Below are 26,306 nucleotides of genomic sequence, written 5' to 3' on the forward strand. Positions count from 1 at the left end.
TCGCCCAGCCGGCTCACCCCACCCGCGGGACTCCTGCTCGCGGCTGGGGGCGGGAGCCGGATGGGCATGGCCAAGGCGCTGGTCGACGACCCCGGCGGTGGCTCGTTCGTCGAGCGGGGGGTCAGGGTGCTTCGTGACGGTGGCTGCTCGCCCGTCGTCGTGGTGGTGGGCGCCGAAGCGGAGCGCGCCACGGCGTTGGCGAACGGTGCCGGTGCCGACCTCGTCGTCGAGGCGAGCGACTGGGCGAGCGGCCAGAGCGCATCGCTGCGCCGGGGCATCGAAGCCCTGCAGACCACTGGAGCCAACGTGGTCTGCGTCCTCCTCGTCGACCTCCCCGACGTGGGCGCCGACGTGGCCGCGGCTGTGCTCGGGGCCGCGGGTGACGGACCCGCCGCCCTGGGGCGGGCGGCATACCAGGGGGTGCCCGGTCACCCCGTCGTGATCGGTCGCGACCACTGGGCGGCGATCCGCGACGAGGCGACCGGTGACCGTGGCGCGCGCGACTACCTCGCGTCCCACCCGCACGCCAGCGTCGAGGTCGGTCACCTCGCGTCCGGCCGCGATGCCGACACCCCCGACGACCTGCGCACCCCCCACGACCGCTGAACGACCGGCCGGAGCCGTTCGACGAGAGCGCTGGACCCTTGCCCCTTCAATTACTCGGCCACATGAGTGATGCTGTGGACATGGAGCCACGCGAGGCCTTCGAGTCCGCGGGGGCACTGACGCAGGGGCTGGCCGACACGGGATACCTCGCCGACGACGCCCTCGCGACGGTTGCCTGGCTTGCCCTCCGGCTCCAGCGCCCCCTGCTGCTCGAGGGCGAACCCGGCACGGGCAAGACCGCTCTCGCGGAGGCCATCGCCGCGTCGCTGGAGCTGCCGCTGATCCGGCTCCAGTGCTACGAGGGGATCGACGCGACCCAGGCCCTCTACGACTGGGACTTCCCCCGCCAGATCCTGCACCTGCGCGCCGTCGAGGCCGTGGCAGGCGACGGACAGGACCTGGCCGCGGTCGAGGACCAGCTGTTCGACCAGCGGTTCCTTCTGGCCCGCCCGGTCCTGCGCGCGCTGCGTGAGTCGCCTGTGATCCTCCTCGTGGACGAGATCGACCGGGCCGACGACGAGTTCGAGGCGTTCCTGCTCGAGGTGCTCTCGACCTGGCAGGTGACCATTCCCGAGCTCGGGACCGTGACAGCCGCGACGCCGCCGATCGTCGTGCTCACGTCCAACCGGACCCGTGAGCTGCACGATGCGCTCAAGCGTCGATGTCTCTACCACTGGATCGACCACCCCAGCCTCGAGCGTGAGCTCCAGATCGTCCGACGTCGCGCCCCCGAGGTCTCCGAATCCCTTGCCGCGCAGGTGGTTTTGACCGTTCAGCGGCTACGCAACGAGCAGGACCTCATCAAGCCGCCGGGAGTCGCAGAGACGCTCGACTGGGCCAGGGCGTTGCACGAGCTGGGTGCCTCCGACCTCGACTTCGAGACGGCTTCGGCCAGCCTGGGAGTCGCCGTGAAGTACCGCGAGGACGCCGAGCGGGTCCGCGCCGCCCTTGACCGGATCCTGGCCCGATGACCGCGACGCCGGTGCATGCCGCTGACGAGATCCTCCTGGGTTTCGCCCGTGCCCTGCGCGCCGCCGGCGTCAACGTGACCGCCGATCGTGAGCGCACCTACCTCGACGCGGTCGAGGCCCTCGGCCTGGGCGACGAGCTCGGTGCCTACTGGGCGGGACGGGCCACGCTGTGCGCGTCACCGGCCGACCTCGAGCGCTACGACCAGGTGTATGCCGCGTGGTTCGGTCTCGAGCGCGCCGGTACCCGACGTCGTCGCGAGGCCACCCACACGGTTGCCCAGGCCTCCCTCGACGCGGGCCGCGGTCGTGGTGAGGACGCCGAGTCGCCGGAGGACGTGGTGCGGGCGCAGGCGAGCGCTGTCGAAGTGCTCCGCCATCGCGACGTCGCGTCGCTCAGCAGTGCCGAGCGGGCCCGCCTGACAGCCATGTTCGCGGCACTGCGGCCGCGCGCGCCCCGTCGCCCCGCCCACCGGCACGCCCCATCCCGGCGCGGTGACGTCGACGCCCGTCGGACCCTGAGGGAGCAGCTGCGCCGGATGGGGGAGCCCGGCCCGATCGCGTGGCGGCACAAGGGAACCCGTCCGCGCAGGGTGGTTCTCCTGGTCGACGTCTCCGGTTCGATGAGCGGCTACGCCGACGCCCTGCTGCGACTGGCCCACACCTACGCCGCCACCGGCCTGCCCGTCGAGGTCTTCACCCTCGGCACGCGGCTGACCCATGTCACCCGACCGCTGCGCCAACGCGACCCGGAGCGGGCGATCGTGGCCTGCGGCGCCGCCGTGCCCGACTGGTCGGGAGGCACCAGGCTGGCCGAAGGGGTGAAGGTGTTCCTCGACAGGTGGGGCCGTCGGGGCATGGCCCGAGGCGCGGTCGTCGTGGTGTTCAGTGACGGCTGGGAGCGGGACGAGCCCGAGGCCCTCGGTGAGCAGATGCGGCGGCTGCGCGCCCTCGCCCACCGGGTCGTCTGGGTCAACCCGCACCGCGGCAAGCCCGGCTACGAGCCGGTCCAGCAGGGGATCGTCGCGGCGCTCCCGCACGTTGACGACTTCGTGGCCGGACACTCGATGGCGGCCTTCGAGGAGCTCGTGGAGGTGGTCGGCCGTGCGTGAGGTGCTCCCGGAGCTGCTCCAGTGGTGGCGCGCCGGTGCCACCGTCGGTGTGGGCACCGTGGTCGCCACCTGGCGGTCCGCACCACGTCCGGCCGGGGCCGCGATGCTCGTGGGGCCCGGCGGCGAAGCCGTCGGCTCGGTCAGCGGCGGGTGCGTCGAGGGCGCGGTCTACGAGCTGGCGCAGGGTGTGGTCGCCGACGGTGCGCCGGTCCTGCAGCGCTACGGCGTCAGCGACGACGACGCGTATGCCGTCGGGCTCACCTGTGGGGGCATCCTCGACGTCTTCGTCGAACAGGTCAGTCGCCAGACCTTTCCCGAGCTCGGCGAGGTCGCCGAGGACATCGAGGCGGACCGACCCGTCGCGGTCGCCACGGTCATCGAACACCCCGACCCGGCCTGGCTAGGGCGACGGCTGGTGGTGCGGCCAGAGACCGATGCCGGCGGATCCACCGGGTCGCGGGGCTCGTCGCTGGGCTCGTCGCGGGCCGACGACGCGGTCACCGACGACGCCCGCGGACTGCTCGCCTCCGGGCGCACCGAGACGCTGACCTACGGCCCCGACGGCGAGCGCCGGGGTGAGGGCATGCGGGTCTTCATCTCCTCCTTCGCGCCTAAGCCGAGGATGCTCGTGTTCGGGGCGATCGACTTCGCGGCTGCGGTCGCGCACCAAGGGCACTTCCTCGGCTACCACGTAACCGTCTGCGATGCCCGGCCCGTCTTCGCCACCACCTCTCGTTTTCCCTCCGCCGACGAGGTCGTCGTGACGTGGCCGCACCGCTACCTCGAGTCAGAGCGCGACGCCGGGCGCATCGACGCCAGGACCGTCATCTGCGTGCTGACCCACGACCCGAAGTTCGACGTGCCCGTCCTCGAGATCGCGCTGCGGCTCCCCGAGGTCGGCTACATCGGTGCGATGGGTTCGCGCCGCACCCACGAGGACCGGATGGAGCGGCTGCGTGAGGCCGGCCTCACCGAGACCGAGCTGGACCGGCTCTCGAGCCCGGTCGGGCTGGACCTCGGGGCCCGCACTCCCGAGGAGACCGCGGTCAGCATCGCGGCCGAGATCATCGCCCTCCAGTGGGGTGGCCGGGGCGAACGCCTCGGCCGCCGGGACGGGCCGATCCACCACCACGCGCCGGGGCTGGTGGGCGCCACGACGGGCTCGGAGGAGGTGGCCGGAAACCACCCGGATTGACCGTTGCCACCATCCGGCACAGCGGGAAGTATCCGAGGTGCCGAGCCCGCCCAGCCAGCCAGCGTTCAGGCAAGCATTTCGTCACAGAGAGGTGAGCGAATGACCCGCATCAGCGTCACGGTAGATGGAGTCGACTACTCGGACGAGGTGGAGCCGCGAACGCTCCTCGTCCACTACCTGAGAGAGCAGCTGGGCAAGACAGGCACCGTGGTCGGGTGCGACACGAGCAACTGCGGAGCCTGCACCGTGCACCTCGACGGCCGCAGCGTGAAGTCCTGCAACGTGCTCGCCGTGCAGGCCGACGGTCACGACGTGACGACCATCGAGGGCCTGGCCACGAACGGCGAGCTGCACCCGATGCAGCAGGCCTTCCACGAGTGCCACGCCCTCCAGTGCGGCTACTGCACGCCGGGCATGATCATGCAGGCGATCGACGTGCTCAACGACAACCCGAACCCCAGCGAGCAGGAGATCCGGGTCGGGCTCGAGGGCAACCTGTGCCGCTGCACCGGCTACCACAACATCGTCAAGGCCGTGCAGCAAGCGGCAGGGGCCGGTGCCGCCACGGGGTCGTCAGCCGGCACGACGAGCGGTTCCACGTTGGGTGGTGAGCCGGTATGACCGTCACCGAGGAGCGCACCGGCACGCCGGAGATCGGGAACCGCCGCCTCCGCAAGGAGGACCAGCGCCTGATCACCGGTCGCACCCGCTGGACCGACAACATCATCCTGCCGGGCATGCTCCACGCCGCCATGGTCCGCAGCCCGCACGCCCACGCCATGGTCACCGGCATCGACACCGAGGCGGCTCGCAAGGCCCCGGGTGTGGTGGCCGTCGTCACCGGAGCGGACGTCAAGGACGGCCAGGGCGCCGTGGCCAACGCCTGGCCGATCACCGCCGACCAGAAGGCCCCTGCCCACCTGCCGATCGTGCTGGACCACGTTGCCTGCGCCGGGGAGATCGTCGCCGTGGTGGTGGCGCGCACCGCCGCGCAGGCCCGTGACGCGGCGGAGCTCGTGGATGTCGACTACGACGAGCTGCCCGCTGTCCTCGATGCCAAGGAGGCCGTCGACGACGCCGTTCTCGCCCATCCCGACCTCGGCACCAACAAGTCCGCCCTGTGGCGGCTCGACTCCGCCGACCAGGGCAGCGGGGGCGACGTCGACGAGGAGATCGACAAGGCTCGCGCCGAGGGCATCGTCATCGAGCGCGAGATCCGCCAGCAGCGACTGATCCCCTCCTTCATGGAGCCGCGTTCGACGGTGGTCGACCCGACCGGCGAGCAGATCACGGTGTGGACCTCCACGCAGGTCCCGCACATCCTGCGGTTCCTCATCGCGGCGACGACCGGGATCCCGGAGTCCAAGGTGAGGGTGATCGCGCCCGACGTCGGTGGCGGTTTCGGGGGCAAGCTGCAGACCACGGCCGAGGAGTTCGCGACGCTGGCCGTCGCCCGCCTGGTGGGCAAACCCGTCAAGTACACCGAGACGCGCTCGGAGTCCCTCGTCTCCGGTCACCACGGGCGCGACCAGTACCAGAAGCTCACCCTCGCGGCCACGAAGGACGGCACGGTGACGGCCCTGAAGGTCGACCTCATCGCCAACCTCGGGGCCTACGTCGGCCTCGTCGGTGGCGGTGTGCCCGTCCTCGGGGCCTGGATGTACAACGCGATCTACAAGTTCCGCGCCTACCGGTTCACCGTGCAGACCGTCCTCACCAACACCACCTGGGTGGACGCCTACCGCGGCGCAGGCCGTCCCGAGGCGACGTTCGCGATCGAGCGGCTGATGGACGACCTGGCGGCCGAGGTCGGTGTTGACCCGCTGCAGATCCGCGAGCAGAACTGGATCAGGAACGACGAGTTCCCGTTCACCTCGGTGGCGGGGATGACCTACGACTCGGGCAACTACGAGGTCGCGACTGCTCGTGCCGTGGAGCTCTTCGACTACGAAGGGCTGCGACGCGAACAGAGCGAGCGTCGTGAGCGCAAGGACCCCGTCCAGCTCGGCATCGGCGTCTCCACCTTCACCGAGATGTGCGGCCTGGCCCCCTCCCGCGTGCTCGGCGCCCTCAACTACGGTGCAGGCGGGTGGGAGCACGCGTCGGTCCGGATGCTCGCCACCGGCAAGGTGGAGGTCATCACGGGCACCTCCCCGCACGGCCAGGGTCACGAGACGGCCTGGAGCCAGATCGCGGCTGACCGGCTCGGGGTTCCCTTCGAGGACATCGAGGTGCTGCACGGCGACACGCAGATCGCGCCACGCGGACTCGACACCTATGGGTCCCGCTCCCTGGTCGTCGGCGGTGAGGCGGTCGTCCGTGCCGCCGACAAGGTCGTCGAGAAGGCCAAGGTCGTGGCGGCCCACCTGCTGGAGGCCAGTGCTGACGACCTGGAGTTCTCGAACGGCCGGTTCACCGTGCGCGGCACCGACAACGGCATCGGCATCACCGAGATCGCGACCGCCCAGTTCACCTCGCACAACCTCCCCGCTGGCTTCGAACCCGGTATCGACGCCGACGCCACCTTCGACCCGGACGACTTCTCGTTCCCCCACGGCACGCACCTGTGCGCGGTGGAGGTCGACACCGAGACCGGCCAGACCACGATGCGCAAGTACGTCTGTGTCGACGACGTCGGGCAGATCATCAACCCGTTGATCGTCGAGGGCCAGGTGCACGGAGGACTGCTCCAGGGCATCGCCCAGGCGTTGTGGGAGGAGGCCGTCTTCGACGACCAGGGGACCCTGGTCACGGGCTCGTTCGTGGACTACACGCTGCCCACCGCCGCCGACACGATCAGCTTCGTCACGGAGAACACCACGTCTCCCTCCACCACCAACACCCTTGGCACCAAGGGCGTTGGCGAGGCCGGCTCCATCGCCTCCACACCGGCCGTCGTCAATGCGGTCGTCGACGCACTGCGGCCACTGGGCGTCACCGACGTCCAGATGCCGTGCACGCCGAAACGGGTCTGGAAGGCCATCCAGTCCGCCGGGTCCGTGAGCGATGCCGCGACCATCGACTCGGCCCAGCCGCACTTCGACCCTGGTGCTCCCAACCAGGACGCCCCAGATACCGGCACCTCGACGAACGGAGCAGGCCAGTGATCCCCGCATCGTTCGACTACCTCGCCCCCACCTCGGTGGCCGACGCCCTGTCAGCGCTCGCCGAGGCCGGCGACGACGTCGAGGTGCTCGCCGGTGGACAGAGCCTCCTGCCCATCCTGCGGATGCGTCTGAACGCCCCTGACAAGGTCATCGACCTCGGCAGGATCAAGGAGCTCCAGGGAGTCAGCGAGGACGGCGACCACGTCGTCATCGGTGCGATGACCACGTATGCCGACGTGCTGGCGAGCGACCTCGTCCGCCAGCACGCGGGGCTGCTCACCGACGCGATCGCCGAGGTGGCCGACCCCCAGATCCGGCACCGCGGAACGGTTGGCGGGGCGCTCGTCCACGCCGACCCGGCCGGTGACGTGGGCGCTCCGGCGCTGGCGCTCGACACCGAGTTCGTCATCACCGGGAGTGGCGGCGAACGCACCGTGGCGGCCGGCGACTTCTTCCAGGACCTCTTCGAGACGGCCGTGGGGGAGGGCGAGCTCCTCACCGCCATCCGGATCCCGAAGCACACGGGCTGGGGGCACCGCTACGAGAAGTTCGTGCGGGTGTCGCACCAGTGGTCCATCGTCGCCGTCGCGGCGACGGTGCGCGTCGACGGCGGCACCATCGCCGAGGCGCGGATCGGGTTGACCAACATGGGATCGACCCCGCTGCGGGCGACCGCGGTCGAGCAGGCCCTGGTCGGGAAGGCCGCCACCGACGAAGCCGTGCGCGACGCGTGCGCGGCAGCCGCCGACGGCACCAACCCGCCATCGGACCTCAACGGCGACAGCGACTACCGCAAGCACCTCGCCACGGTGCTGACCCGACGAGCGGTCCTCGCCGCAGCAGGAGGCTGAGTCCGTGGAGCTGAGCCACACCTTCACCGTGCCGGCGACGGTCGACCAGACCTGGGCCACCTTCATGGACCTGCCCCTGGTCGGCGGGTGCTTCCCCGGCGCCACCGTCACCGAGGTGACCGAGGAAGGTTTTGCCGGCACGGTGAAGGTCAAGCTCGGCCCGATCGCGCTGCTCTACACCGGGACGGGTGCCTTCGTCGAGCGGGACGACGACGCCCACCGGGCGGTCATCGAGGCCAAGGGCAAGGACAAGCGGGGCAACGGCACGGCCGGCGCCACCGTGACGATCCAGCTGACCGACGCCGGCGACGGCTCGACGCGTGCCGACGTGCAGACCGACCTCGCCGTGACCGGCAAGCCCGCCCAGTTCGGGCGAGGCGTGATGCAGGACGTGTCGGACAAGCTGCTGGGCCAGTTCATCGCCTGCATCGAGGGCAAAGTCGGCGATGCGCTGCCGCAGGTCGCGGAAGACGGGGCAGCCGGCACCGCACCCGAGCCCACCCCCGAGGCCGCCGCAGAGCCGACGGCCGCTGCGGCGCACCCCGCCGCTGCGGCGGCAGCCTCAACCCCGGCACCAGCCACGCCAGCACCGGCCACGCCTGCAGCAGCCGCTGCCCCACCGGCCACGACGGCCAAGGTCGAGGACAAGGACGACGCACTCGACCTGGGCTCCACAGTGCTCCCGATCCTGCTCAAGTCCTACGGCAAGCAGGTCGTCATCGGTGTCGTGGTGGTCGTCGCCGTGGTCGTGATCTGGCGAGCGCTCAGCGGCTGAGACCAAACGGCCGCCTAGCCCACCAAACGGATGAGGACGGCATCATCCGCTCATGTGGACCTGCGGTGACCTACCCTGAAACTGGTCGGTCACATGGCAGGGTGGCCGCACCGCAGAGCCGCGGCCACACGGCATACCGCAAGCACAGGAGCGCGCCCAGATGAGCCAGCAGACCGTCGTCGTCCTCAACGGACCGAACCTCAACCTGCTCGGCGAGCGCGAGCCGGAGATCTACGGGTCGGACACCCTCGCCGAGATCGAGGCGCTCTGCCGCAAGGCCGCGAGCCTGGCCGGTCTGGAGATCGACTTCCGCCAGAGCAACCACGAGGGTGCGCTGATCGACGCCATCCACGAGGTGCGCAAGAGCGCCGTCGGCATCGTCATCAACGCCGGCGCCTACACGCACACCTCCATCGCGCTGCGCGACGCGCTCGCCGCCGTGAGCATCCCCGTCTTCGAGGTCCACCTCAGCAATGTGCACCAGCGCGAGGAGTTCCGGCACTACTCCTACCTGTCCGCCGTCTCCGACGGCGTCATCCTGGGCTGTGGCCCCAGCGGCTACGCCTACGCCATCGCGCGGATCTCCGAGCTGATCGACGACCGGCACTGACCCCCTGGCTCACGCACCTGTTGGAAGCGAAACTTCCGGGGATCCGGTAGTTCCACTTCCAACAGGTGGGGAGAGCCGTGCTGCAAGACTGCGGGCATGACACCGCAGTCGCCGCTCGACCCCATGGACCTCGCCGGCATCGACGACCTGCTGAGCGACGAGGAGAAGGCGATCCGCGGCACCGTCCGCGCCTTCCTGGACAAGCGGGTCGAGCCGCATGTCGCCGACTGGTTCGAGCGGGGTGAGATCGACGACGTCCGCGGCCTGACCAAGGAGCTGGGAGCGCTCGGGCTGCTCGGCATGCACCTCGAGGGCTACGGCTGCGCCGGCCTGAGCGCGGTCGACTACGGCCTGGCCTGCCTCGAGCTCGAGGCTACCGACTCCGGCGTCCGGAGCCTGGTGTCGGTGCAGGGCTCGCTGGCGATGTTCGCGATCCACCGCTGGGGCACCGAGGAGCACAAGCAGGAGTGGCTCCCGCGGATGGCGGCCGGCGAGGCGATCGGCTGTTTCGGCCTGACCGAGCCGGACCACGGCTCCGACCCCGCCTCGATGCGCACCCGGGCCCGCAGGGACGGCGACGACTGGGTGCTCGATGGCTCCAAGATGTGGATCACCAACGGCTCGATCGCCGACGTCGCGGTGGTCTGGGCCCAGGTCGACGAGGCCGGGGACGGCAAGAGCGTCATCCGGGGCTTCGTGGTGCCCACCGACACCCCCGGCTTCTCGGCCCCGGAGATCAAGCACAAGATGTCGCTGCGTGCCTCGGTGACCAGCGAGCTCGTCCTCGACGGGGTACGCCTGCCTGCTGACGCGGTCCTTCCCGACGTGACCGGGCTCAAGGGACCGTTGTCATGCCTCTCCGAGGCGCGCTACGGCATCGTCTGGGGGTCGCTGGGGGCCGCGCGCTCCAGCCTCGACACGGCCCGGCGCTACTCGATCGAGCGGCACCAGTTCGGTCGTCCGCTCGCAGGGTTCCAGCTGACCCAGCAGAAGCTCGCCGACATGGCCCTCGAGCTCGTCAAGGGGCAGCTGCTCGCCCTGCACCTGGGCCGCCGCAAGGACGCCGGCACGCTGCGTCCCGAGCAGGTCAGCCTCGGCAAGCTCAACAACATCCGCGAGGCCATCGACATCTGCCGCACCTCACGAACCATCTTGGGCGCCAACGGAATCAGCCTCGAGTACCCGATCATCCGGCACATGAACAACCTCGAGTCGGTGCTCACCTACGAAGGCACCGTGGAGATGCACACCCTCGTCATCGGGCAGGCCATGACTGGTGAGCAGGCCTTCCGCTAGGCCTGCCGCAGATCTCGCCACCACCCCCGTGAGAAGGTCGCCGCATGATCGAGATCCTGAACCCCACCGAGCTGGCCCGAGCACGGGACACGGGCGCCCTGGTCGCTGACATCCTGCAGAGCCTGAAGGCGCGCAGCACGGTCGGCACGAACCTGCTGGACATCGACCGGTGGGCCCAGACCATGATCGTCGAGGCCGGAGCGCAGTCCTGCTACGTCGACTACGAGCCGTCGTTCGGGCGCGGACCGTTCGGCCACTACATCTGCACGTCCGTCAACGACGCGGTGCTCCACGGGCTGCCGCACGACTACACCCTCGCCGACGGCGACCTGCTCTCCCTCGACCTCGCGGTGTCGAAGGCCGGTGTCGCCGCAGACTCCGCGATCAGCTTCATCGTCGGCGCGTCGAGGCCTCCGGAGAGCGTCGCGTTGATCAGCGCCACCGAACGCGCCCTGAGCGCAGCGATAGCCGCCGCGGGACCCGGGGCTCGCATCGGTGACATCTCGCACGCCATCGGCACGGTCCTCCTCGACGCGGGCTACCAGGTCAACACCCAGTTCGGAGGTCATGGCATCGGCTCGACGATGCACCAGGACCCGCACGTCTCGAACACGGGGCGGCCCGGCCGTGGCTACCAGCTGCGCCCCGGCCTGCTGCTCGCCCTCGAGCCGTGGGTGATGGCGGACACCGACGAGCTCGTCACCGACCCCGACGGGTGGACGCTCCGCAGCGCGACGGGCAGCCGGACCGCACACAGCGAGCACACCATCGCCATCACCGACGACGGAGCCGAGATCCTCACGGCTCCCGACCACGCCCAGAACTGACGCCCCAGCCACCCTCCGGCCGGTCGCCGCAGCCCTTCGGAACAGGTCGCCTCGGCCCTTCCGGATGGCCCGTTGCAGCCCCTCGTGGCAGGGCACGGAAACGCCGTCGCGCGGACCGGGCGACCCGGCATACCCTCGATTTTCGGTGGAGGCATTGGACCGTGTAGTCTCACCGTCGCACTTCCGCGCGGCTCTCGCGAGCCCCGGTGAGCGCGCCCCCTTAGCTCAGTCGGTAGAGCGTTTCCATGGTAAGGAAAAGGTCGTCGGTTCGATTCCGACAGGGGGCTCTGGGAACGGCGTCGCGAGGCGCAGGCCCCATGGCGGGGTAGCTCAGCTGGTTAGAGCGCACGACTCATAATCGTGAGGTCGCGGGATCGAGCCCCGCTCCCGCTACAACCGCGATTTCAGGAATCAGCCTGGACTCGCGTATTCTGATGCGTCGCCGCCTGATGTTGCCCGATGTCAGCGCGCGCCCCATCAGTTTCAGACCAAGTCAGTTCCGAGAGCAGGTTGCCCCGTGGCTAGCAAGAGCGCAGATGTCCGCCCCAAGATCACCTTGGCGTGCGTGGATTGCAAGGAGCGCAACTACATCACCAAGAAGAACCGTCGGAACAACCCCGACCGCCTGGAGATGAAGAAGTTCTGCCCTCGCGACAAGAAGCACACGGTGCACCGCGAGACCCGCTGACCCAGCACCTCGCGCACCACGACAGCCGCCTCGGACCCTCGTCCTCGGGCGGCTTTGTCGTGTCCCGGCAGGGCACCAATAGAGTGGTTGCCATGGCCGTCAACGCAGACTTCGCAGGGCGCAGCTACCCGCCCAGTGGCCCGTATGCCGTGGACGCGGCGACGCTTGCAGCGTTCGCCGCCGCGGTGGGCTCGCAGGATCCAGTGCACACCTCGAGCGAGGCCGCGCAGGCCGCCGGTTACCGCGACGTGATCGCGCCGCCGACCTTCGCCGTGACCATCGCCCAGCAGTGCGACGCGGTCTTCGTGCAGGACCCCGAGGCGGGCATCGACTACACCCGCGTGGTCCACGGCGAGCAGCGGTTCATCCACCACCGACCCATCACGGCCGGCGACTCGGTGGTCGGCACGCTGACCGTCGACTCGGTGCGCGAAGCGGGTGGGCACGCGATGGTCACGACCCGCACCGAGCTCGCGACCGAGGCCGGCGAGGCACTGTGCACCTCCACGTCAACCATCGTCATCAGGGGAGGGGAGTGACCGTGGCCGTACGCACCGTGGCCCAGACCACCGTCGGCGAGACCATCGGGCCGCTCACCCTGAGCGTCGCGCGCGAGACCCTGGTCGCCTACGCCGGCGCCTCCGGCGACCAGAACCCGATCCACCAGGACGAGGCCTTCGCCAAGTCGGTCGGCCTGCCCGATGTCATCGCCCACGGCATGTGGACGATGGGCGCGGTCGGGTCGGTCGTCGAGGAGTGGGCCGGTGACGGCGGCCGCGTCGTCGAGTTCGGCACCCGCTTCACCAAGCCCGTGGTCGTCCCGCAGGGCGGCGGCGAGGTCGAGGTCACCGGTGTCGTCAAGGCAGTCGATGAGGACGCCAAGCGCGCCACCGTCGAGCTCACCGCCACCAGCGAGGGCGCCAAGGTGCTCGGACGCTGCATCGCGGTCGTCCAGCTCGACTGACCGGGCCTTGATGCACGACGAGCACGACGTCCCCCTGGCGTCCCTGACGACGATGCGCGTGGGCGGCCCGGCCGCGCGGCTCGTGACCGGGCAGACCATCGACGAGGTCGTCGACGCCGTCCGCGAGGTCGACGACGCCGACGAGCCACTGCTCGTCCTCGGCGGCGGATCGAACCTGGTCATCGCCGACGCGGGGTTCGCGGGGAGCGTGGTGCGCCTCGCGACTGATGGCGTGACCGTCGAGTCCGCAGACCTGTGCGGCGGGGTGATGGTGCGGGTAGCGGCCGGCGTGGTCTGGGACGACTTCGTCGCGCAGGCCGTCCGCGAAGGCTGGTCGGGGGTCGAGGCACTGTCCGGCATCCCGGGGTCCACCGGCGCCACCCCGGTCCAGAACGTCGGCGCCTACGGCCAGGAGGTTGCCCAGACCATCGCCTCGGTCCGGGTCTACGACCGCGCCCAGCAGCAGGTGCGCACCCTCGCGTCGGTCGACTGCGACTTCACCTACCGTCACTCGGTCTTCAAGGCCACCTCGCGCTACGTCGTGCTCGACGTCCTGTTCCAGCTCATCCCCAGTGAGCTCAGCCAACCGGTCAGGTATGCCGACCTGGCCGGTCAGCTGGGCGTCGACACGGGGGAGCGGGTGCCGCTGGGCGAAGCCCGCGAGGCGGTCCTGGCACAACGACGGCTGCGTGGCATGGTCCTCGACGAGTCCGACCACGACACGTGGTCGTGCGGGTCGTTCTTCACCAACCCGATCCTGTCCGCACACCGGTTCGGGACCCTGGAGTCGCGAGCCGCGACGAGGCTCGGCCCCGACGCGTCGGCCCCACCCCGGTTCACCGACACCGACGGCAACGTCAAGACCTCGGCGGCCTGGCTGATCGACAAGGCGGGCTTCGCCAAGGGTTACGCACTGCCGGGCAGCGGCGCGGCCCTGTCGACCAAGCACACGCTGGCCATCACCAACCGCGGCGAGGCCACGGCATACGACGTCGCAGCGCTTGCCCGGCACCTCCAGCAGGGGGTCCACGACGTGTTCGGCGTGACCCTGGTCAACGAGCCGGTGTTCGTAGGGCACGACCTGTAGTTCGTCGTTCAGTCGGTTGGGGCTGCCAGCCAGGTGTCGATGTCCGCGAGGGCCGCGTCGCGCACGTCCTTGGGGGCACACGAGGCCATGACCGAGCCGCGGGCCAGCGCGGCCAGCTCGTCATCGGTGAAGCCCAGGGCGGTGCGGGCCAGCTCGTACTGGTCGGCCAGCCGGGAACCGAACAGCAGCGGGTCGTCGGCACCCAAGGCCACCGGTATGCCGTGCTCCACGATCGTGCGCAACGGCACCTCGGCAGCGCCGCCGTAGACCCCGAGGGCGATGTTGCTGCGGGGACACACCTCCAGGGCGACTCCCGACTCGGCGACGAGCTCGAGCACCCGCGGGTCCTCCACGCTCCGGACCCCGTGGCCGAGGCGGTCCGGGCGGATCGCCTCGAGGGTCTCCTCGACGGCAGTGGGGCCGAGCAGCTCCCCGGCATGCGGAACCAGGGCCAGGCCGGCCCTCCGGGCGATGGCGAAGGCGGGTGCGAAGTCGGAGGTCTGGCCGCGGCGTTCGTCGTTGCTGAGCCCGAACCCGACCACGGTGCCCGCGCCCTCTCCGGCGTGCTGGGCGGCAAGTCGGGCCAGCGTCCGGGCGTCGAGTGGGTGGCGGATCCGGCTGGCCGCCACCACCACCGCGACCTGCGTCGCCCCCTCGCGAGAGGCTGCGGCCGCCTCGTCGAGGACGATCTCGAGGGCGGGTGAGATGCCACCGACGAACGGCGCGTACGACGTCGGGTCGACCTGGATCTCCAGCCAGCGCGACCCCTCCGCAGCGTCGTCCACGGCGGCCTCGCGGACGATCCGGCGCAGGTCTGACTCGTTGCGGACGCAAGCCCGGGCAGCGTCATACAGCCGCTGGAAACGGAACCAGCCGCGCTCGTCGCGCCCGCTCAGGGTGGGCGGGTAGCCGGTGGTCAGCGCATCGGGGAGTCGCAACCCGTGCTGGTGTGCGAGGTCGCGCACCGTCGCCACGCGCATCGAACCGGTGAAGTGCAGGTGCAGGTGCGCCTTGGGGAGGGTGGTCACCGGGCGCATGTCGAGCAGTCTGGCAGCCCTAGTCCTCCACGATGTGCATGGCTGCCTCTTCCGGGCTCAGGACGTCACCGCTGGCGTCAGACTCGTCGCCCACGAGCTCGCTGTCCACGTCGGGGCCCTCGCCCTCGTCAGGGTCGGTCAGCTGCCCGACGCCCGCCGCGCCGACCTCCTCGTCGCCGAGGTAGTCGTCGTCCGCCTCGATGGAGTCGGGGTCCGTACCGCCCACGCGGGGTTCGTCATCGAGACCGCCCTCATTGTCGGGGGCGCCGTAGGCAGAGTCAGGGTCGGGCACCTCCTGCCGGATCCGCTGCTCGATGGTCTCCTCCTGGCCCTGCTCGGTGGCCGTCGTGCCCCACTCGGTGGCGCGCGGCTGCAGGTCAGGTGGTGACGACGGTTCGTTGTCGCCCTCGCTGGAGTCCAGCAGCTCGTCCTGACCGCTGCCGGCGTCCACGCCGTCGTCCAGGCTGACACTGCCCAGGTCGTCCTCGAAGCTTTCCGTGCCCGGCTGATCGCTCATGCCCCCACCCTGCGTGACGAAGGACCCTGCCGCAAGGGCGGCCCGCACCGGGTGCCGTCTTCCGGACGCCGGCCTCAGCGGACGACGGCCGGTGACCACGCCTTCGCGATGAGCATCCGAGGGGCGCCGGTGCCGTCGGCGGGCACCACCCAGACGTTGGTCTCGGCGGCGTGGCTGCCCACACCCGGCAGCCCGTAGAGGATCTGGTCCTTGTCGAGCCACTCGACCTGGTCGTCGACGCTGTGCTCCTCGGTGAGTGACACCTCCTTGCCGGTGGCCAGGTCCAGCACGGCCAGGCGCCAGTCGCCCGGGCCGCGGGTGCCCAGCTTCTTGTAGGCGACCTTGGTCCCGTCCGGCGACAAGGAGGGGCACTCCGCATCCGAGCGGATGGTCTGCACCGTCCGGGTCGACAACCGGCCGCTGGCCAGCCAGGTCTTGCTGTCGAACTTGACCGTGACGTAGAAGGCATCGTCGTCGCTGGCAAACGTCACGCCCCAGTAGTTGCGGTCGGCGGGCTTGATTGCCTTGCCCTGGTGGACGAGGCGGAAGGTCTCCAGGTCGAAGCTGCGGTCGGTACCGATCTCGGAGACGACCGTGCGCGTCGAGAAGTTGGCGGCTGCATAGGAGTCACCCGACACGAAGCTCGTCGTGGCCGCCAGCTTCGCGTCGTCGGACAGCCGTGCCCGGCTGGGTACGCCGGTCAGGGGCAGGTCCTCGGTGGGCCCGTCGGCGTCCACGAACGTCGTGGCCGTGTAGGTTGTCACGACGCCGGGGTCGGAGGCCACGCAGAGGGTGCGCGTGCGGGCGACGAAGACGCGGTCGCACGAGGTCGGCGTCAGGGCTCGCGGACCGCTCGGGTCGGCCAGTGAGACCATCGCCACCCGCCCGTAGTCCGGCCCGATCGCCGTGTTGCGGAAGACGATTCGTGGCGCGCCAGCGATCTTGGCCACCGACACCGTGTCCTGTGGCGACGCCGTGCGGACCGCCTCCTGCTGCTTGGCCCGCGACAGCACCAGGTAGGCGGTGGTCCCCCCGACGAGGACGACGGCGATGGCGATGAGGGCGATGACGCGCTGGCGGACCGTGCCCGGACCGGCCGTCGCGGGTTCAGGTGTCGGGGCGGGAGCGGTCCTGCGCCGCTTGCTCATGCGGTCACGCTCATGTGGTCACGCTCATGCGGTCAGCAACCTCATGCGGGCACCAGCTCGTGCGCGGACCGGTCGACATGGCGCAGCAACCACCACGCCACGGCCACGCCCACTACCAGCGCGCCGGCCACGACATACACGGCGGTGGAGCGACCCAGCCCCGTCCAGAGGGCCCCGAAGAGCAGGGACGAGGCGAGCCTGGCCAGCGCCACCACCGTCTGGGCCGTCGCGATCCCGCTGGCCCGCATCGGCGCCGGCACCAGGGTGGAGGCGAGCGCCGCCAGCACCCCGTCGGTGCACGCGTAGAACCCGCCGAGCAGGAGCAGGCACGCGATGGTGAGGCCCAACCCCCCGGACGGCAGGGCTGCGCAGAGGTAGGCGCCGACGAGCAGCAGGTGGCCCCCCACGAGCACCTTGGCCCGGCCGAGCCGGTCGGACAGCCGTCCGAAGGGGACCGCGAGGGTCAGGTACGCGACGTTGGTGCCCACGAACAGCAAGGGGAACCACTTGCCGGCGAAGTCGTCGCGCTGCTGCAGCGACAGGTAGAGGAAGCCGTCACTGATGGTGAGCACCCCGAGCACGGCCGAGGCCGCGACGACGCGGCCGAAGCGTGGCTCGGCCAGGCTGCGCCAGGACGGGGCCACGGGTGGGGCAGCCGTCCGACGCGCGGCGCGCCTCGGTCGCAGGTCGGGGACGAGCAGCCCGAGGAGGGCCAGCCCGAGCAGCGCAGCGGCCAGCGAGGCGATGAACACCGCGCGGTAGTTCCCGGGGATCCACCACAGTATCGAGAACGCCATGAGCGGCCCGATCGCGGCGCCCGTCGTGTCCAGGGCCCGGTGCACGCCGAAGGCCCGCCCCAGCGAGTGCTCAGGGGTCGACGCGGCGATGATGGCGTCGCGTGGTGCCGTCCGCAGCCCCTTGCCGAGCCGGTCCACCGTGATCACAGCGGTGACGGCTGCCAGCCCCTGCGCGGGGATGAGCAGCGCCTTGGTGACAGCGGACAGGCCATAGCCCAGGAAGGCGACCCACTTCGGCCGGTCTGCCCGGTCGGACAGCCAGCCACCCAGGATCCGCACCAGCGCGCTGACACCCTGGTAGAGCCCGTCGACGAAGCCGTAGGCGAGTGGGGACAGGCCGAGCACGGCAGTCAGGTAGAGCGGCAGCACCGCCGAGAGGGACTCCGACGAGATGTCCGTGAGCAGGCTGACGAAGCCGAGCAGGATGACGGTCGACCCCACGCGGCGCCCGGTCGTGGGCGCGGCAGAGGGGGTCTCGGTGCCAGCCGCGTCCCGCGGCCGGTCGCTGAGATACACGCGCGCCCCCTCGGCGCCGGAGTCGGCCCGGCCAGTGCCGCCAATTCTAGGTATGCCGTGTCGGCGTCGTCGGAGCTTTTCCCCGATTCACAGGCGGCGTCCAGCGTCCGAGACGCGCCCCAAGCAGCGGAGCACGCGGCATACCAGCGAGCTGTCGCCGGTCAGGCCTGGCCGCGCACCTGCTCGACGGCGGCGAGCAGGACGCAGGTGGCCACGGCCTCCATCGCCTCGCTGACCTGGTCCAGCGGGGGGAACGTGGGCGCGAGGCGGATGGTGCGGTCACGCGGGTCATCACCGTGGGGGAACGAGGCACCGGCAGGGGTGAGGGCGATGCCGGCGTCCTTGGCGAGTGCCACGACTCGTGAGGCGGTGCCGTCGAGGACGTCGAGGCTGACGAAGTAGCCGCCGGTCGGCCGGGTCCAGGTCGCGACACCGAGACCCCCGAGCCGCTCGGTCAGGATGCGCTCCACCTCGGCGAACTTCGGGGCGATGATCTCGCGGTGCTTGACCATGTGGTCGCGCACACCCTGGGGGGAGCCGAAGAACTGCGAGTGGCGCAGCTGGTTGACCTTGTCGGGACCGATGGCGCCCTTGCCGAGGTGGCCGGTGTACCACTTCACCGTCTCGACCGACCCGGCCAGGAAGGCGACCCCGGCGCCCGCGAGCGTGATCTTCGACGTGGACGCGAACATGATCGGCCGGTGCGGGTGTCCCGAGGCTGCCGCCAAGGTGAGGATGTCGGCGCTCTTGGCCTCCTCCTCGGTGAGGTGGTGGAACGCGTAGGCGTTGTCCCAGAAGATCTTGAAGTCGGGGGCGGCCGTCGGCATCGAGGCCAGCCGGGCGGCGATCTCCTGCGACACCACCGAGCCCGACGGGTTGGCGTAGGTCGGCACCAGCCACATGCCCTTGATGGTCGGGTCGCTGGCGACCAGCTGGGCCACGGCCTCGACGTCCGGGCCGTCGTCATGCATCGGCACGGTCACCATCTCGATGCCGAACCAGTCCAGCAGGGTGAAGTGCCGGTCGTATCCGGGCACCGGGCAGATGAAGGTGACCTTCTCCTCCTGGCTCCACGGGCGCTCGCTGTCCACGCCGCCGTGCAGCCACAGGTCGACCAGCACGTCGCGCATCATGACCAGGCTGGAGTTGCCGCCCGCCACGACCTGCTCGGGCTCGACCCACAGCAGCTCGGCGAACATCTCGCGCAGCTCCCTGATGCCCTCGAGCCCGCCGTAGTTGCGGGTGTCGACCCCGGCGGCGTCCTTGACACCCTTGGGCAGGCTCAGCAGGTCGTCGGCCAGGTCGAGCTGAGCCGCCGCAGGCTTGCCGCGCGTGAGGTCGAGGGACAGGCCGCGAGCCTTCAGCGCGGCATACGCCTGCTGCTGCTCCTGGGCGAAGGCCTCGAGCTCCTCGGCGGAGCGCTGGGCGAGGGGAGTGGTGGTGGCGGTCTGCTCGGTCACCCGCCCATGCTCCCAGAGCCCCGGTATGCCGCGTAGTCGCCGTCCGAGCGCCGGTCACCCGCGCGTGGTGGCCAAGGAGGCCCCGGCGGCGAGTTCGCGTTCGGCGGCGCGCCTCACGTATGCTTTCTGCTCGGTTGACATTGGCCAGGCTTCCGGCATGCCCGCGGGCAGGTCAGGTCAACCTCCCGGAACCCACCGCCCCCGCGATGAGTTCCGTAGGGCAGTGGCTCAATTGGTAGAGCTCCGGTCTCCAAAACCGGCGGTTGGGGGTTCGAGTCCCTCCTGCCCTGCGTAGCACGACCTGTGACCGGACCCGGTCACGGCAGACATGAGTGAAAGCAGAGGCACCGTGACGGACGTGAGCGCGGACACCCGCGGCTCTGGTCGCACCGGCCGCAAGAGTGACAAGGGCGGCAACCCGATCTCGCGGTTCTTCCGCTCGATCTCTCTGTTCGTCAGCCAGATCCTCGACGAGCTGCGCAAGGTCGTCCGACCGACGCGGTCCGAACTGGTCAACTACACGATCGTCGTGATCGTGTTCGTGACCTTCGTGATGGCGCTCGTCGCGACCGTGGACTTCGGCTTCACCAAGCTCGTGCTGTGGGTCTTCGGCGGCAAGTGACCGCCGCCCCTGCCGCAGTAATCCTGCAGTCACCCCGGGGTCACCCGGCGAATACCAGAAGGAAGTAGGTCATCAGCGTGTCCGACCAGTGGACCACCGACAACGCCGAGCCCGAGACGGAGTCGATCTCCGTCGATGGTGTCTCTGCCGACCTCGAGACCGGCGAAGCGGGCGAGGCGCCCCAGACCGAGACCACTGACGACGCCCCCGTGACCACCGACGCCGAGATCGACGCCGCCCACGAGGACGACGCCGAGGTCGAGGCAGCCGCCGAGCACACCGACGCGATCGCCGAGCCGGAGACCGAGGCCCAGGTCGACGCCGACCTCCAGGCCGGGATCGAGCGCGACGAGACCGACGAGGCGCAGACCGAGGCCCACGCGCCGCAGGTGTCTACCCTCGCCTTCTCCGACGACGTCGCCTCTGACGACGCCACCCAGGACGACGCCACCGAGGACGACGCGGCTGAGGGCGACGTCACCGAGGGCGACGCCCCCGCGGGCGACCCGGTCCAGGAGTTCAAGGACGCCCTCGCCGCCAAGTTCGGCGACTGGTACGTCGTGCACTCCTACGCCGGCTACGAGAACCGCGTGAAGGCGAACCTCGAGAACCGCACCACCTCCCTGAACATGGAGGACTTCATCTTCGAGGCCGAAGTGCCCATGGAAGAGGTCACCGAGATCAAGAACGGCCAGAAGAAGCTGGTCCGCCGCGTCCGGATGCCCGGATACGTGCTGGTTCGGATGGACCTCACCGACGAGTCGTGGGGCGCCGTGCGCCACACGCCGGGCGTCACCGGCTTCGTCGGCAACGCCCACCAGCCGGTGCCGCTGAGCCTCGACGAGGTCTTCACCATGCTGGCCCCGGCCGACCTGGAGAGCCCCGCGACGGCCGGCTCCGCCGGTGGCGGTTCGGGCAAGGCCAAGGAGGTCGCGGTCGTCGACTTCGAGGTCGGCGAGTCCGTCACCGTCATGGAAGGGCCGTTCGAGACCCTTCCCGCCACGATTTCCGAGATCAACCCCGACACCCAGAAGCTCAAGGTGCTCGTCTCGATCTTCGGCCGGGAGACCCCGGTCGAGCTGTCGTTCAACCAGGTCGCCAAGATCTGATCGCACGGCAGCACCTGTTCCCGGCATCCCGGGAGCATGCAACCGGGTCATCGCCCACGGCGTAGGCCCACACCAACAGAAGGAACACAGCAATGCCTCCCAAGAGCAAGAAGATCTCCGGCTTCATCAAGCTGCAGATCCAGGCCGGTGCGGCCACGCCCGCCCCGCCCGTCGGCCCGGCCCTCGGCCAGCACGGCGTCAACATCATGGAGTTCGTCAAGGCCTACAACGCTGCGACCGAGTCCCAGCGCGGCAACGTCATCCCGGTGGAGATCACGGTCTACGAAGACCGTTCCTTCACCTTCATCACCAAGACGCCGCCGGCCGCCGAGCTGATCAAGAAGGCCGCCGGGGTGCCCAAGGGCTCCGGTGAGCCGCACAAGACCAAGGTTGCCAAGCTGTCGGCCGACCAGGTCCGCGCCATCGCCGAGCAGAAGATGGAAGACCTGAACGCCAACGACATCAACCAGGCGATGAAGATCATCGCCGGCACCGCCCGCAGCATGGGCATCGACACCACCCTTTAAGGGCAACCAACCCGGTATGCCGCCCACGCGGCATACCGGGGAACGTGGCAGGACCGCGCTGGTCCGAACTGACCACAACTCCACCGAAACACCCAGCACAGGAGCAGAAATGAAGCGCAGCAAGGCTTACCGCGAGGCGGCCGACAAGATTGACGTCGCCAAGAGCTACGCCCCCCTCGAGGCCGTCCGCCTCGCCAAGGCGTCCGCCAAGGCCAAGTACGACGAGACGGTCGAGGTCGCGATGCGACTCGGCGTCGACCCCCGCAAGGCCGACCAGATGGTCCGTGGCACCGTCAACCTCCCGCACGGCACGGGCAAGACCGCCCGCGTCCTCGTCTTCGCCAACGGCGACAAGGCCGAGGCTGCCCGTGAGGCCGGCGCCGACTTCGTCGGTTCCGACGAGCTGCTCGAGAAGGTGGCCGGCGGCTGGCTCGACTTCGACTCGGTCGTCGCGACGCCGGACATGATGGGCAAGGTCGGTCGTCTCGGAAAGGTCCTGGGCCCGCGTGGTCTGATGCCCAACCCGAAGACCGGCACCGTCACCATGGACACCGCCAAGGCCGTGACCGACATCAAGGGCGGCAAGATCGAGTTCCGCGTCGACAAGCACGCGAACCTCCACTTCATCATCGGCAAGGCCTCCTTCCCGGAGACCTCGCTGGTCGAGAACTACGCCACCGCGCTCGACGAGATCCTGCGTCTCAAGCCGTCCTCCTCCAAGGGCCGCTACATCGAGAAGGCGACCCTGTCGACGTCGATGGGCCCCGGCATCCCGCTGGACCACACCCGCACGCGCAACCTGCTGGCCGAGGACGAGGGCAACGCCTGAGTCCCGCAGCACAGCACGAGAGCCCGTCACCCTCAGGGGTGGCGGGCTCTCCTGCTCCTGTTGGCCGGAGCTGGGCGTTGACTCACCGCTGCGTCGAGAGGCCACGACATGCTGGCGACGGACATCTCGTCCCAGCGTGTCGTGGCCACTCGACGGCCTGGGGGAGCCCGATTTGGTCGTGGGACGCGCCGCCCCTACGCTGGACCCTGACCAAAGACCGCTCGGTTGTCACGTGCCACCGCAATAGGCAGCACGTGACCGAAGGTTCCACTTCGGTGGGCGTCCAGCGCAGGCCACGATTCACCCGCAGTACCGGCTCCCAGAGCCTGTCCCGCGTGCGAGCCCCGTGCCCTGTGCATGGGGCTCTTTCCATGTGGCCTCCACCTCCGGCCGGTCGAACACACGGAAGGGAGGCCCCATGGCCAAAGCTGACAAGGCTGCCGCCATCGCCGAGCTGTCGGACAAGTTCCGCACCTCCGGCGCGGCCGTGCTGACCGAGTACCGCGGACTGACGGTGAAGCAGATCACCGACCTTCGCAACTCGCTGCGCGGAAACGCCACCTTCGCCGTCGTGAAGAACACGCTCACCGAGCTTGCTGCCAAGGACGCCGGCGTTACGGCGTTCGACGGCCAGCTCGTCGGACCGTCCGCCATCGCATTCGTCGATGGTGACCCGGTCGAGGCCGCCAAGGGCCTGCGTGACTTCGCCAAGGCGAACCCCCTCCTCGTGATCAAGGCCGGCGTCCTCGACGGCAAGGCCCTGACTCCCGCGGAGATCACGAAGCTTGCGGACCTCGAGTCCCGCGAGGTTCTCCTGTCCAAGCTGGCCGGTGCCCTTCAGGCCTCGCTCAGCCAGGCCGTCTACCTCTTCGCCGCACCGCTGTCGCAGACCGCTCGGGTCGTCGACGCGCTGCGTGCCAAGGTCGAGGCCGAGGGGCCGGTGGCTGACGCCGCCGCTCCCGCTGCCGAGGCCCCGGCCGAAGCCGAGGACACCACCGCCGAGGCTCCCGCAGCCGAGGCAACCGCTGAGGCCCCCGCGGCCGAGGCAACCGCAGACGTCGCCGAGGGTGGCGACGAGAGCTGACCCCGCTGCGGGTCGCCGACCGGTGACCTCACGCTGAGCCAGCTCACACACCAAAACGCCACTCACGGCATACGAATCACCACGAAAGGACGCCCATCATGGCGAAGCTCTCCACCGACGAGCTCCTTGAGGCCTTCAAGGAAATGACCCTCATCGAGCTCTCTGAGTTCGTGAAGCAGTTCGAGGACACCTTCAACGTCACCGCTGCTGCCCCCGTGGCCGTTGCTGCGGCCGGCGCCCCGGCCGGCGGCGACGCTGCTGCTGCCGAGGAGCAGGACGAGTTCGACGTCGTCCTCGAGGCTGCTGGCGACAAGAAGATCCAGGTCATCAAGGAGGTCCGCGCGCTGACCTCCCTCGGCCTGAAGGAAGCCAAGGACCTCGTGGACGGCGCCCCCAAGCCCGTTCTCGAGAAGGTCGACAAGGCTGCCGCGGACAAGGCCAAGGAGGCCCTCGAGGCCGCCGGCGCCACCGTCACGCTCAAGTGATCTGAGCTTCCGCAAGGAAGCGACGCACTGCGCAGAGCGGGTCCGACTAACTGGTCGGGCCCGCTTTCGCGTGCCCGGAACTTCCGGTATGCCGCGTGGCTCCGGCCCACGGGGCCTACCCTCCCGTAACTTGGCGCTCTCGGCCTCGTTGAGCCATGCGTACCGGGGCCTGCCATGAACGGCGGGCGTGGACATTCACGACGAGGTGAGCTGTGGGCGTTGAGATCAGGGTCGAAGGTCTGACCAAGCGATTCGGATCGCAGGTGATCTGGAACGACGTCTCGCTGACCCTTCCCGCTGGCGAGATCTCGGTGATGCTCGGGCCGTCGGGTACCGGCAAGTCGGTCTTCCTCAAGACCCTCGTCGGCCTGCTCAAGCCCGACGCGGGAGCGATCTGGATCCAGGACCGCGACCTGACCCAGATGCGCGAGCGTGACCTGTACGAGGTGCGCAAGCTGTTCGGGGTGCTGTTCCAGGACGGCGCCCTGTTCGGCTCGATGAACCTCTACGACAACGTCGCCTTCCCGCTGCGCGAGCACACCAAGAAGTCCGAGTCGGACATCCGCAAGATCGTGCTGGAGAAGATGGACCTCGTCGGCCTGACCGGCGCCGAGTCCAAGCTGCCCGGTGAGATCTCCGGCGGGATGCGCAAGCGCGCCGGTCTGGCCCGCGCGCTCGTGCTCGACCCCGAGATCCTGCTGATCGACGAGCCGGACTCCGGTCTCGACCCGGTCCGCACGTCCTACATCAACCAGCTCTTCATCGACCTGAATGCGCAGATCGACGCGACGTTCCTCATCGTCACGCACGACATCAACTCGACGCGGACGGTGCCCGACAACATCGGGCTGCTCTACCACCGGCACCTCGCCATGTTCGGGCCGCGCGAGATGCTGCTCAGCTCCGAGGAGCCGGTCGTCCGGCAGTTCCTGAACGCCCAGACCATCGGTCCGATCGGCATGTCCGAGGAGAAGGACGCGGACGAGCTCGCCTCCGAGGAGGGCCAGGAGCTGCCGCCCCTGCCGCCCATCCCGCTCCAGCTCAGCACCAGTGACGGCACCCCGCGCCGCGGTGAGCGCCCGGCGGGGGACTGGTGCCGCGCGAACGGCATCACCCCGCCTCCCGGCTCGTTCCAGTCGCAGAACGCCGGCGTGCCCGGTGTCCGCCACTCCGAGCCCACCCCGACTGCCGAGGCGCCGGTCGCATGAGACAGAACTTCGGCTCACGCTCCTCGACCTTCCGGGCCTCGCTGCTTCGTCGCTCGTGTCCGCCCACGCGGACCGTGGGACCCGAGGATGTCGTCGCATGAGCAATCCAGCCATCGGTGCGCTGCGCCAGAGCGGGTCGCTCTTCGCGCTCGTCCTGGACGTCGTGCGGTCCCTGCCCAGGCGACCGTTCCAGACCAAGGAGTTCATCCAGCAGTGCTGGTTCATCGCCTCGGTGACGATCGTCCCGACCGCGCTGGTCTCCATCCCGTTCGGCGCCGTCATCGCCCTCCAGCTCGGCACCCTCACCCGCCAGCTCGGCGCCCAGTCGTTCACCGGCGCCGCCTCGGTCCTCGCCGTCATCCGCGAAGCCTCGCCCATCGTCACCGCGCTGCTCATCGCCGGCGCCGGCGGCTCGGCGATCTGCGCTGACCTGGGCTCCCGCAAGATCCGCGAGGAGATCGACGCCATGGAGGTGCTCGGGATCAGTCCCATCCAGCGCCTCGTCGTGCCTCGCGTGCTCGCGGCCATGGTCGTCTCGCTGCTGCTCAACGGCCTGGTGTCGGTCGTCGGCGTGGCCGGTGGCTACTTCTTCAACGTGATCATCCAGGGCGGCACACCGGGCGCCTACATCGCGTCGTTCACCGCGCTGGCCCAGCTGGCCGACCTGTGGACCAGCGAGATCAAGGCGGTCATCTTCGGCTTCATCGCCGCCGTCGTCGCGTCCTACAAGGGCCTCACCGCTGGTGGCGGTCCCAAGGGCGTCGGCGACGCCGTGAACCAGAGCGTGGTCATCACCTTCATGTTCCTGTTCGTCGTGAACTTCGTGGCCAGCGCCGTCTACTTCCAAGTCGTCCCCCAGAAGATCTGAAGGAGGTGCAGAG

28 protein-coding genes and 3 tRNA genes are annotated in these 26,306 nt (G+C 69.9%); 26 read left to right on the plus strand and 5 right to left on the minus strand.

Translation table 11 applies throughout. The features are described 5' to 3' along the window. The first annotated feature begins 33 nt into the window (after window positions 1–33). The 17 genes from EAH86_RS18285 to EAH86_RS18365 all read left to right on the plus strand — a co-directional run bounded on the left by EAH86_RS18285 (window position 34) and on the right by EAH86_RS18365 (window position 14,086). Window positions 34–606 carry a nucleotidyltransferase family protein gene (locus EAH86_RS18285; protein ID WP_277752352.1) on the plus strand — a complete coding sequence of 191 codons (573 nt, stop codon included), beginning with the start codon at window positions 34–36 and terminating at the stop codon, window positions 604–606. A gap of 80 nt (window positions 607–686) precedes the next feature. Then, complete coding sequence (locus tag EAH86_RS18290) at window positions 687–1,577, plus strand: AAA family ATPase (RefSeq protein WP_140743451.1); 891 nt, start codon at window positions 687–689, stop codon at window positions 1,575–1,577. Further along, entirely contained in the window at window positions 1,574–2,686 is a 1,113-nt protein-coding gene (locus EAH86_RS18295; RefSeq protein WP_140743453.1) for a vWA domain-containing protein, read from the plus strand. Before EAH86_RS18290 ends, EAH86_RS18295 begins: the two co-directional genes overlap by 4 nt. Further along, entirely contained in the window at window positions 2,679–3,881 is a 1,203-nt protein-coding gene (locus EAH86_RS18300) for an XdhC family protein (RefSeq protein WP_140743455.1), read from the plus strand. Before EAH86_RS18295 ends, EAH86_RS18300 begins: the two co-directional genes overlap by 8 nt. Before the next feature lie 99 nt (window positions 3,882–3,980). Next, window positions 3,981–4,502, plus strand: coding sequence for a (2Fe-2S)-binding protein (locus tag EAH86_RS18305; protein ID WP_140743457.1), 522 nt, complete (start codon window positions 3,981–3,983; stop codon window positions 4,500–4,502). Continuing rightward, window positions 4,499–6,988, plus strand: a complete 2,490-nt coding sequence (locus EAH86_RS18310; protein WP_140743458.1) for a xanthine dehydrogenase family protein molybdopterin-binding subunit — start codon at window positions 4,499–4,501, stop codon at window positions 6,986–6,988. The genes EAH86_RS18305 and EAH86_RS18310 overlap by 4 nt, the downstream gene beginning before the upstream one ends. After that, window positions 6,985–7,839 (plus strand): FAD binding domain-containing protein, encoded by an 855-nt coding sequence (locus tag EAH86_RS18315; RefSeq protein ID WP_140743460.1) that lies wholly within the window; start codon window positions 6,985–6,987, stop codon window positions 7,837–7,839. Before EAH86_RS18310 ends, EAH86_RS18315 begins: the two co-directional genes overlap by 4 nt. A gap of 4 nt (window positions 7,840–7,843) precedes the next feature. After that, window positions 7,844–8,614 carry an SRPBCC family protein gene (locus EAH86_RS18320; RefSeq protein WP_140743462.1) on the plus strand — a complete coding sequence of 257 codons (771 nt, stop codon included), beginning with the start codon at window positions 7,844–7,846 and terminating at the stop codon, window positions 8,612–8,614. A 160-nt stretch (window positions 8,615–8,774) separates the two neighbouring features. Further along, window positions 8,775–9,224, plus strand: a complete 450-nt coding sequence (aroQ, locus tag EAH86_RS18325; RefSeq protein ID WP_140743464.1) for a type II 3-dehydroquinate dehydratase — start codon at window positions 8,775–8,777, stop codon at window positions 9,222–9,224. Window positions 9,225–9,320: 96 nt separating this feature from the next. After that, window positions 9,321–10,520, plus strand: a complete 1,200-nt coding sequence (locus EAH86_RS18330; protein ID WP_140743466.1) for an acyl-CoA dehydrogenase family protein — start codon at window positions 9,321–9,323, stop codon at window positions 10,518–10,520. Window positions 10,521–10,564: 44 nt separating this feature from the next. Continuing rightward, the gene (gene map, locus EAH86_RS18335; RefSeq protein ID WP_140743468.1) at window positions 10,565–11,347 is read left to right on the plus strand and encodes a type I methionyl aminopeptidase; all 783 of its coding nucleotides are present in this window, start codon (window positions 10,565–10,567) and stop codon (window positions 11,345–11,347) included. Window positions 11,348–11,561: 214 nt separating this feature from the next. Further along, window positions 11,562–11,634, plus strand: a tRNA-Thr gene (locus tag EAH86_RS18340). 32 nt (window positions 11,635–11,666) lie between these two features. Beyond that, window positions 11,667–11,740 (plus strand) — tRNA-Met (locus EAH86_RS18345). Between the two features lie 124 nt (window positions 11,741–11,864). Beyond that, complete coding sequence (gene rpmG, locus EAH86_RS18350; RefSeq protein ID WP_056915500.1) at window positions 11,865–12,035, plus strand: 50S ribosomal protein L33; 171 nt, start codon at window positions 11,865–11,867, stop codon at window positions 12,033–12,035. A gap of 92 nt (window positions 12,036–12,127) precedes the next feature. After that, window positions 12,128–12,574 (plus strand): FAS1-like dehydratase domain-containing protein, encoded by a 447-nt coding sequence (locus EAH86_RS18355; RefSeq protein ID WP_140743470.1) that lies wholly within the window; start codon window positions 12,128–12,130, stop codon window positions 12,572–12,574. Continuing rightward, window positions 12,571–12,999 (plus strand): MaoC family dehydratase, encoded by a 429-nt coding sequence (locus EAH86_RS18360; RefSeq protein ID WP_140743472.1) that lies wholly within the window; start codon window positions 12,571–12,573, stop codon window positions 12,997–12,999. The genes EAH86_RS18355 and EAH86_RS18360 overlap by 4 nt, the downstream gene beginning before the upstream one ends. 10 nt (window positions 13,000–13,009) lie before the next feature. Beyond that, on the plus strand, window positions 13,010–14,086 hold the full coding sequence (locus EAH86_RS18365; protein WP_140743474.1) for a UDP-N-acetylmuramate dehydrogenase: 1,077 nt from the start codon (window positions 13,010–13,012) through the stop codon (window positions 14,084–14,086). An 8-nt stretch (window positions 14,087–14,094) separates the two neighbouring features. Here the strand turns inward: EAH86_RS18365 and EAH86_RS18370 are convergent, their stop codons facing one another. The 5 genes from EAH86_RS18370 to EAH86_RS18390 all read right to left on the minus strand — a co-directional run bounded on the left by EAH86_RS18370 (window position 14,095) and on the right by EAH86_RS18390 (window position 19,561). Beyond that, on the minus strand, window positions 14,095–15,123 hold the full coding sequence (locus EAH86_RS18370) for an adenosine deaminase (protein ID WP_140743476.1): 1,029 nt from the start codon (window positions 15,121–15,123) through the stop codon (window positions 14,095–14,097). Between the two features lie 19 nt (window positions 15,124–15,142). Next, on the minus strand, window positions 15,143–15,640 hold the full coding sequence (locus tag EAH86_RS20495; RefSeq protein ID WP_241668454.1) for a DUF5709 domain-containing protein: 498 nt from the start codon (window positions 15,638–15,640) through the stop codon (window positions 15,143–15,145). A 74-nt stretch (window positions 15,641–15,714) separates the two neighbouring features. Continuing rightward, window positions 15,715–16,788, minus strand: a complete 1,074-nt coding sequence (locus EAH86_RS18380) for a hypothetical protein (protein ID WP_140743478.1) — start codon at window positions 16,786–16,788, stop codon at window positions 15,715–15,717. Between the two features lie 41 nt (window positions 16,789–16,829). After that, on the minus strand, window positions 16,830–18,101 hold the full coding sequence (locus EAH86_RS18385; RefSeq protein ID WP_140743480.1) for an MFS transporter: 1,272 nt from the start codon (window positions 18,099–18,101) through the stop codon (window positions 16,830–16,832). Window positions 18,102–18,262: 161 nt separating this feature from the next. Next, window positions 18,263–19,561 (minus strand): aminotransferase class I/II-fold pyridoxal phosphate-dependent enzyme, encoded by a 1,299-nt coding sequence (locus EAH86_RS18390; protein ID WP_140743482.1) that lies wholly within the window; start codon window positions 19,559–19,561, stop codon window positions 18,263–18,265. 217 nt (window positions 19,562–19,778) lie between these two features. Between EAH86_RS18390 and EAH86_RS18395 the strand changes: the two genes are divergently transcribed. The 9 genes from EAH86_RS18395 to EAH86_RS18435 all read left to right on the plus strand — a co-directional run bounded on the left by EAH86_RS18395 (window position 19,779) and on the right by EAH86_RS18435 (window position 26,293). After that, window positions 19,779–19,851: transfer RNA gene (locus EAH86_RS18395), tRNA-Trp, on the plus strand. Between the two features lie 59 nt (window positions 19,852–19,910). After that, complete coding sequence (gene secE, locus EAH86_RS18400) at window positions 19,911–20,183, plus strand: preprotein translocase subunit SecE (protein WP_241668455.1); 273 nt, start codon at window positions 19,911–19,913, stop codon at window positions 20,181–20,183. Window positions 20,184–20,260: 77 nt separating this feature from the next. Further along, window positions 20,261–21,292 (plus strand): transcription termination/antitermination protein NusG, encoded by a 1,032-nt coding sequence (nusG, locus tag EAH86_RS18405; protein WP_425325238.1) that lies wholly within the window; start codon window positions 20,261–20,263, stop codon window positions 21,290–21,292. Between the two features lie 92 nt (window positions 21,293–21,384). Next, on the plus strand, window positions 21,385–21,819 hold the full coding sequence (rplK, locus tag EAH86_RS18410) for a 50S ribosomal protein L11 (protein WP_140743486.1): 435 nt from the start codon (window positions 21,385–21,387) through the stop codon (window positions 21,817–21,819). A 109-nt stretch (window positions 21,820–21,928) separates the two neighbouring features. Further along, complete coding sequence (rplA, locus tag EAH86_RS18415) at window positions 21,929–22,648, plus strand: 50S ribosomal protein L1 (protein ID WP_140743488.1); 720 nt, start codon at window positions 21,929–21,931, stop codon at window positions 22,646–22,648. 418 nt (window positions 22,649–23,066) lie between these two features. Further along, window positions 23,067–23,732: a 50S ribosomal protein L10 gene (rplJ, locus tag EAH86_RS18420; RefSeq protein ID WP_140743490.1), complete on the plus strand. Its 666-nt coding sequence runs from the start codon at window positions 23,067–23,069 to the stop codon at window positions 23,730–23,732. A 98-nt stretch (window positions 23,733–23,830) separates the two neighbouring features. After that, the gene (rplL, locus tag EAH86_RS18425; RefSeq protein ID WP_140743492.1) at window positions 23,831–24,217 is read left to right on the plus strand and encodes a 50S ribosomal protein L7/L12; all 387 of its coding nucleotides are present in this window, start codon (window positions 23,831–23,833) and stop codon (window positions 24,215–24,217) included. Between the two features lie 263 nt (window positions 24,218–24,480). Beyond that, window positions 24,481–25,425: an ABC transporter ATP-binding protein gene (locus EAH86_RS18430; protein WP_277752350.1), complete on the plus strand. Its 945-nt coding sequence runs from the start codon at window positions 24,481–24,483 to the stop codon at window positions 25,423–25,425. 97 nt (window positions 25,426–25,522) lie between these two features. Continuing rightward, window positions 25,523–26,293, plus strand: coding sequence for an MlaE family ABC transporter permease (locus EAH86_RS18435; RefSeq protein WP_140743496.1), 771 nt, complete (start codon window positions 25,523–25,525; stop codon window positions 26,291–26,293). The last annotated feature ends 13 nt before the right edge of the window (window positions 26,294–26,306 follow it).

The organism is Pedococcus bigeumensis, assembly GCF_006438965.1.
Lineage (GTDB): Bacteria > Actinomycetota > Actinomycetes > Actinomycetales > Dermatophilaceae > Pedococcus > Pedococcus bigeumensis_A.